7 protein-coding genes and 1 other RNA gene are annotated in these 7,396 nt (G+C 32.0%); 3 read left to right on the top strand and 5 right to left on the bottom strand.

The window, feature by feature from the left end:
- Positions 1-97 precede the first annotated feature (97 nt).
- From ACKOWY_RS07550 to ACKOWY_RS07540, 3 genes are all read left to right on the top strand, one after another.
- Complete coding sequence (locus ACKOWY_RS07550; RefSeq protein WP_408940830.1) at positions 98-1,342, top strand: hypothetical protein; 1,245 nt, start codon at positions 98-100, stop codon at positions 1,340-1,342.
- Between the two features lies 1 nt (position 1,343).
- Positions 1,344-1,877 carry a hypothetical protein gene (locus ACKOWY_RS07545; protein WP_408940829.1) on the top strand — a complete coding sequence of 178 codons (534 nt, stop codon included), beginning with the start codon at positions 1,344-1,346 and terminating at the stop codon, positions 1,875-1,877.
- Positions 1,878-2,039: 162 nt separating this feature from the next.
- Positions 2,040-3,794, top strand: a complete 1,755-nt coding sequence (locus ACKOWY_RS07540) for a hypothetical protein (RefSeq protein WP_408940828.1) — start codon at positions 2,040-2,042, stop codon at positions 3,792-3,794.
- Positions 3,795-3,809: 15 nt separating this feature from the next.
- On the opposite strand, the gene ssrA is transcribed toward ACKOWY_RS07540, so the two are convergent.
- The 5 genes from ssrA to ACKOWY_RS07515 form a co-directional block, all read right to left on the bottom strand.
- Positions 3,810-4,212: a transfer-messenger RNA gene (ssrA, locus tag ACKOWY_RS07535) on the bottom strand.
- A 33-nt stretch (positions 4,213-4,245) separates the two neighbouring features.
- Positions 4,246-4,434: a hypothetical protein gene (locus tag ACKOWY_RS07530; RefSeq protein WP_408940827.1), complete on the bottom strand. Its 189-nt coding sequence runs from the start codon at positions 4,432-4,434 to the stop codon at positions 4,246-4,248.
- Positions 4,435-4,469: 35 nt separating this feature from the next.
- Positions 4,470-5,144 carry a glycosyltransferase gene (locus ACKOWY_RS07525; protein WP_408940826.1) on the bottom strand — a complete coding sequence of 225 codons (675 nt, stop codon included), beginning with the start codon at positions 5,142-5,144 and terminating at the stop codon, positions 4,470-4,472.
- Positions 5,131-5,883 (bottom strand): metallophosphatase domain-containing protein, encoded by a 753-nt coding sequence (locus ACKOWY_RS07520; protein ID WP_408940825.1) that lies wholly within the window; start codon positions 5,881-5,883, stop codon positions 5,131-5,133. The genes ACKOWY_RS07525 and ACKOWY_RS07520 overlap by 14 nt, the downstream gene beginning before the upstream one ends.
- A gap of 36 nt (positions 5,884-5,919) precedes the next feature.
- On the bottom strand, positions 5,920-6,516 hold the full coding sequence (locus ACKOWY_RS07515) for a hypothetical protein (RefSeq protein ID WP_408940824.1): 597 nt from the start codon (positions 6,514-6,516) through the stop codon (positions 5,920-5,922).
- Positions 6,517-7,396 lie beyond the last annotated feature (880 nt).

Genomic DNA, 7,396 nt, shown 5'->3' with positions numbered 1-7,396 from the left:
GGTGCTAATAGTTATTTATATGACAATTACAATGACCTTGTAAGATATGAGGATAGTATATTAGATAATAATTTCAAAGGAAGAAAATAAATTAAAGATGAACGAATTAGAGTCAAAAATAAAATCAAAATTAAAAACGTTAGTTGAGAATAAAATTAACGAAGCTGGTGTCCCTCCGGGTGGTGCAATTAGTTTGGAATCTCTTATTGCTAAGTACGGTTCAAAATTTATAAATCTTTTTGGTGATGATGTTGTTAGAGCTGCGGAAGCGAATATGGGTGACGATGTTGTAAAATTGTTGGGAAAATCAGTGGACGATGCCACATTATTAACAATAAAAAATGGTGAGAAGGCATTTATTACACAATCTGGTCAACGAAATGTACCTTTAAGATGGTTAAAAGAAGATATGATGAAAATTAATATTGACCCATCGAAATATGATGAAATTGTTGGTAGATATGCAAATTTGAGATTAAAAAATGGTACACTCATAAAAGATTTCTTTGCAAAACCAAAACCTTTACCTAAACCCGGATTATTGGATAATTTAAGTAGAAGAACTAAAACTATCGGTAATGAGTTTGTGAGAGGATTCAAAACAAAAACCGGTATTGGTACTTTATATAAATTAGTAAGACATCCATTTAAATCTTTATTTGGTGTTGGTGGAGGAAGGTTCAAAAAAGAAGATTGGATAAGATTAGGTGGATGGTTAGGTTCAGGTGTGGGAGATGCCAATGAGGTAATAAGAAATTTGACACGTATAGGTGTTAAAGATAAAATTTTATATACAATTGTCAATATAGGTGGACAATTTGCAGGTAGAGTTTGGTGGTGGACTTGGAGATTGACATTAGTAGAATTTATTTACGATTTAGTTTTGGATTGGAATGATGACCAAATTAAATATGAGGATTTTGCATCATCAATATTCCCAAGAATACAAAGAGCTTGGACTTTTGGGGGTCTAACTTATGTTGTACCTTGGAGATTAGTTCAAGAACAATTAGGACCAATATTAGATTACATTTTCAAAGGCGGCGGTAAGGGTCAAACAATCAAGAAAACTGAATTGATGACTAAATTGGGAAAATTAATGGATTCATTCAAAGTCGCACTGAATAAGTTAAGGGGTGAGGCTGATAAAAAATACCAAGAGAATAAAGAAGAAATAAGAAGTAAAGTTGATAGTTTGGCACAACAACAAGGGTTTTTACCTCCCGATACAACAAGTTTATTAAACACACCAATAGACCAAACACAACAAGTTGATACGACGTCAAATAGACCACAACGACAACAAGCTAAACCCAAATTTGTAAACCCTTTTGAACAATAATATGAATGAGGAAGAATTAAAAAGGATATATAATTTAATAACTCAAAAATTTGAGTTAGATACTTCTTCATTCCCATTTCAAAAGTTCTCACAAGGTATGTCAACACCTGAGGGTAGATTAAAATTTTGGAAACAGTATAAAGGTAGTTTAGGCTTAGGTAAATACAATTCATATGAAGCTAAATTTAAAGTGCCTGAACCCGAATATTATAAACCAGAAAAACATATTCCCTCAACAGATATGTCAGGATTTAAATCAAAACCTTGCGATGAAAATACATACAATTGGTCTTATGGATGTATGAACAAAAAAATTGGAGCTTTAAATCAAAAATTTTTTGGGGATGAACTTGGTCAAAAATATGGTCAAGAACTTTTGAATAAATTGATAAATCTTGGTTTATTGGATAACAAAAATACAATAATTACAAAAGAAATTTTTGATAAATTATTACCAAATTACGGAAGTATTCAAGAATCAAAAATCATAAAAGAAACAGTAAAAAATATTCTATTAAAGGAATTATTTAAATAATTTCGATATTTATAAGAGAGTTCAATTGGTTTGGTCGCCGTTGAACGATAATACTTATAAAACGAAAAGGAGGTGTTCTTAATCTCGACAGAGGGGTCCTAAAGACCTCTTTGTTCGTTTATACCCATTCACTTTGAGATATTATTTATCTATATTAGATTTATGAAATATTATAACTTCGATACAATTTATGTAAACGGTTCTTCACTAACTGCTGGTGGTGGATTAGACCAACCAAATGTTAAAAAAGAATATAAGAGATTATATGATATAGAATGGGATGATGAAAAACAGGTAACATATCCAAAATACATATCAGATTATTTTGAATGTGAATTAGTTCACGATGCGGTATCGGGTGCGGGTGCTCCGAGACTAATAAGAAGAACTTATGAGTACATTGAAAAAATAGGAATTAAGAAAGCACAAAAAACACTATTCTTATTCGAAATTACCAGCCCTGTTCATAGAGTCGACCAATATTATGAAGTGATTGGTGATTATGCAATTACAAACGTTAGGTATGATGATGAAAGAAATTTGGGAGGGTTAAGTAGTATTCAAATTCATAGTACAACCACAAAAGACGGGATAAAGTATCCTTATACATTTTTTGATGGGAAAATCACCGAAGAGACAAAGGACTATCTACAAAAGTATCATAACCCAATCGCCTATGTTGAAAAACATAAAGGTTTGATGGTTGGTTTGTTCAGTTTTTTAGAAAAACATAACATTGAATTTTTTTATTGGTTTGATGACGATAGTATAAAACCACCTTATGGTTTTTATTATGAATCTTTAGACAAAAAAAGGGATTTAAAATTTGAGACTTATAATTCCGTCAATCAATTTTGCGGTTTCAATAACCACACAATCAAAGATGAGGTACCCGGTATAACTGATGACAAACATCCAGGATATTTTGGTAATAAGTTATTTTCTGAAAGAGTAATAAAAATGCTCGAAAATAGACTCAAACCAAGACTATTCGCATTCGGAGATTCACACACCAAAACCTTCAAATCCCATCAACAGGCGGGTACGGTATGGGCTAAAACCTATTTTGATTATATAGGGGAAGTCCCAAAAACATATAGTGAAATAATCTCAAGAACATATGATATCGAATTATTTAATTATGGAATAGGTGGATGCTCAAATTATACAATATTCGAGCAATTTATGAATAACTATAAATCAATAAAACCAAATGATATTGTTGTTTTTGGTTGGACGGCAATTAATAGATTTAAATTGGCAAATAATGTTAATTCATTCGTTGATATTTTACCAAATACCCCACACCCCAAACAAAATGATGATGTTGATTTGTCAAGTACTCAACAAATCGCAATAAACAGAGATACACATTCTGTATGGTGGTCCGAAATCAACCAATTTATGGATGTAATTAAATCTTTATTACCAAAGAATAAAGTTTATCATTGGACTTGGGTGAGTCCTGAAGTTGTTGTTTCAAATAACATATGGTCCCAAGAAAGTATAGAGGCGAAACATACATTATTTTTACCTAATTGGAGAGACACCGATGAGAATACAAAAAATTTGATTAGAAGTAATTGCGATTATTTAGTTGATTTAAAAAATGATGTGGATTTAAATGAAATGAAAAATTTGGCTGAACAGGGTAAAAAATTGATTGTTGTCAATATAGAATATACCACATCGGAAAGACAAGAGTTTGTTCATAAGAATTTCAACATAAAACATTACGGATCTTTCAACTATAAGAAACAATGTTTTGATAGAATGATTCCAAGACAAGAATATAGCTTGATTGTTGATGAAACAAATGGTGCAGTACCTGATAGACATACAGGTAAAATTGGACACATTCAATTGGCTCAACAATTGATGGATTTGATAGAAGACAAAAAACCCACTTTGATTTAAAGTGGGTTTTTTAATTGGTGGAGATGCAGGGATTCGAACCCTGGTCCTGTTCGCCACATAATAAATGGACTACACGTTTATTCTATTAATTCTCAATAGACAAATAAATGGTTCCTATTTTGACATTGTTACCAATAACTGTGTCGAGTTCACTTTAAGGTAGCCCTCTGAACGAGACCTTTGACACTCTAAGTGGTATCACACTTTGAAGACTTCTGTTCCTAGGTTATATGTCAGTCGACCCGATGTAGGTTTGCCTTAGGCTACTGCTACGTTAGAAGTTGCAAGTAAACCTGCAATTTCCATATTCTTGTAAACGTTGCCGTCTAAAAATTTCCACCATTAATTTAAGTCATAGATGAAGTCTGACTACGTGCCCACTTACAATACAAACGCCAGTCAAGTGCCGGTCATCCCCATTTGTAAATGTTTTTACAAATATACGAAAAAATTATTCCCCTTCAACTTTTTTAGCTTTAGGTTTTCTCTTTTTTCTTGGTTTTTTTGGTTTCTCAGTTAATTCAGCAATTCCTTCTTTAACTTCATTTTCTAATTGGGCAACTTGTACCGCCTTTTCCGCCACACTACCTGCACCGAATAAACTTTTGATTAAATTGATAATTGATAATAAATGTTTCATAATTTTTTTTTAATATAAATATTTGATTATTAGGGTTAAATCCTGATTGGTAATTTCTTCTCATAAAGTGCCTCGAATAACAACTTATTTTTTTCCCACTTTTTGTTAACAACACCAATCGATTTATGGACTAATTTAATTTTGGTAGTCACACCAATTTTCACACCATCTAAATAATTTTCCAAACAAATTGGTAAATCATAAAAATGGAATCCTTGAAATTCTTCATTGAAATTATGTTTTATTCTCCCTTTATGGACACACATAAACAGCCCATCGATAACAACAACTTCTTTCAAATTTTCACCGAATGTATTTGAATATTTGTTGGTGTGTCTTTTACCTTGATGTTCGTGGCTCACTTGTCCTTGCATCGATTCTCTATCCTGCCACCACATTCCGTTTATAAGGTTATTTGTTCCCGCAACACCTATTATACCGTATTCTGAATTATCTTCGAACAGACGTAAGATTTTGGGGGTTAAATTAGGAGTCTCAATGATTAAGTCATCGTGCATAAAAACAACAATCTCATTTTTGGATTCCAATAAACCTTTATTATATAATTGAGGTAGTGAAAATTCTTCATTATTTTGATACACAATAACTTCGGTTTTGGGATGTGAAAACATCTTACTCACGTGTTTGATATAATCTTGATTTATTTCTCTTGTTGATATGACAACACTCAATGGATTAATCTTCGACATAATTTGCAATTATTTTACCGTCAACTTCTATTAAGTCAACTATTATTGGTTTATTTGATGGTACATAACCTTCAGTGCAGATTGATGCGTTGACATATAAAGTATCTTTGATAACTGCAGCACCGTATGCACCGTGAATGTGACCAAACACGTGTAAACTTGGTTTAATTCTACTATCAATCTCATATCTCAAAAGTTCACATCCAACATTCATCCCCCCCATTCTCCAATTTGATACAAAATCTCTTATTTCGTGAGGTGGGCCGTGAGTAATTAAAATGTCAGTATCATCGGGAATCATACCCCACTTACTTTTTATTTCATCACCCATTCTTGGTAGATTAAACGCCCAATCATAAAAATTGGGTTGCCAAGGACTTCCATATATTTTGATAGGTCTCGAAAATTCAGGACTTTCGATTGTGATAAAATTATCTTCCAAATATGTAACATTAGATTGGGGTAAATTTTCTTCATACATTAAATTTTTTAACCAATCATAATCACCTTTATGGTGAGGTTCATTAATTCTCTCAAAACAAAAATCGTGGTTACCGGCTATGAATATTTTAGAATCAAACCCCTCTATATTTTGGAACCAATGTATAAAATTGGTCACATCATATTCTTCACCTTTATTTGATATGTCACCAGAATGTATTAACACATCACCTTTTGGAATGGGGTGACTCATTGAGTCTTGTAGACTATGGGTATCTGAAATACATACTATTCTCATATTTCAAATATAAGAAAAATTTATCAGATTAAAAAATTAAAATTCAAAAACAAACGCGGCTCTAATTTTATCGGACCCATTTACAAACGTATGGATAGTATCCCCAAAAGAATAAACTGATTTACTTTCTAAATTAATTATTCTAGTATTTTGTCTCAACAAAAATTCTTTATTGAAATTGTCTAAATTATCAATTTTTAATTTGTCGTTTAATTCTAATATTGTACTATGATTATTTTGAGACTTTGTTTCAAAACACTCATAATTAAAAAATCTTTCATCACTATTTAAACTCAAAATGTGTCTGTTTTTGGTAAAATCCATATGGAATGGTAATGTACTGTGCGGGTAAAATACATTCATCCAAATTATTTTGGCATCATATTGTAATTTCAAAAACTCAATAATATTTTCCATATCCAACAAAATTTGTGAATTTTCAAATTTTGATAATTCACATTTATTTAAAGGAATTGTTGGATGTGAATCATCCACATAATCTTCTCGATTATATAATTTATCACAATTAGAAAAATGATATAAATCATTTTCAATAATTGATTTATCTAAAAAATTTTCAAGAGAATTAATAAATTTTAAATTTAAACTTTCAATTTTTTTTATTTCAAACATATCAATAAATAGAGCATAAAAAAAGTCAGAATTGCTCCTGACTTTTTTTGAGGGTCGACCGGTTACGGTCAGATTCCACCACTTGGTTTTTTGAAACCGAGAAAACAATAAATGCTTGATTAAAAAGGGCTGAGATTACACCATTTTGTGATTGACTTTAGAGACATTATCGGTTCTTCTCTTATCCACAGTCTTTTGAACTGTACCAATCAGTGACGGTCAATTAGATTAACCAATCCTTAAGTTGTTGGATACTCTCTCGGTACTCTTCTCTGTACAATACCGCCGCACTATACAGAACTTTTCTCAAAAATCATATCGGACTTGGGGTCTTCAATGGCCGTGAACAACTCACGACTATGTAGTCACCTGTTTCCAACAACTGACGAGCACTTTTCCTTTATTTTTTGTAGTTGTTAAACCAGAATTAACAAAGTTATTGTTTCCGAATCTTGAAAGTAGTGGCCCGCCTGCCAGCTTCGCTATCTTTTGAACAGCAAAATACTAAACTACTCTCTGAAGTCTCCCAACCTCCACACTTTTGGACACCTTCAAAATAAAACTCTTGGTAGGGTTTTATTGAGGATGATAACAACACCACTTGTACATCACCATACCTTTCGATTTTAAGGTACCCATTGTATTGAACAACACAATAATAGGATTGGAGGTCCTATTTCTTGTAAGGTTCCACAAGTTACTCTTATTGGTGTTCCCACCTCAACCTAACAACTCGGATTGCCAGGTCATCTATCCATTCCCTACAGTGTTACCCTCGGAACTAAGAATAGATGATGTCTTGTTTGTCTACTCGAGCTCCATTACTGAAACCGCAAATCGTTTACAACTTTCGATTCACTTTATCCTACTTTCGTAGTTT

Source organism: Flavobacterium sp. (assembly GCF_046073885.1).
Classification (GTDB): Bacteria; Bacteroidota; Bacteroidia; order Flavobacteriales; family Flavobacteriaceae; genus Flavobacterium.
The sequence above is the reverse complement of the archived record's forward strand: the minus strand, read 5'-3'. Positions and strand labels throughout refer to the sequence as shown.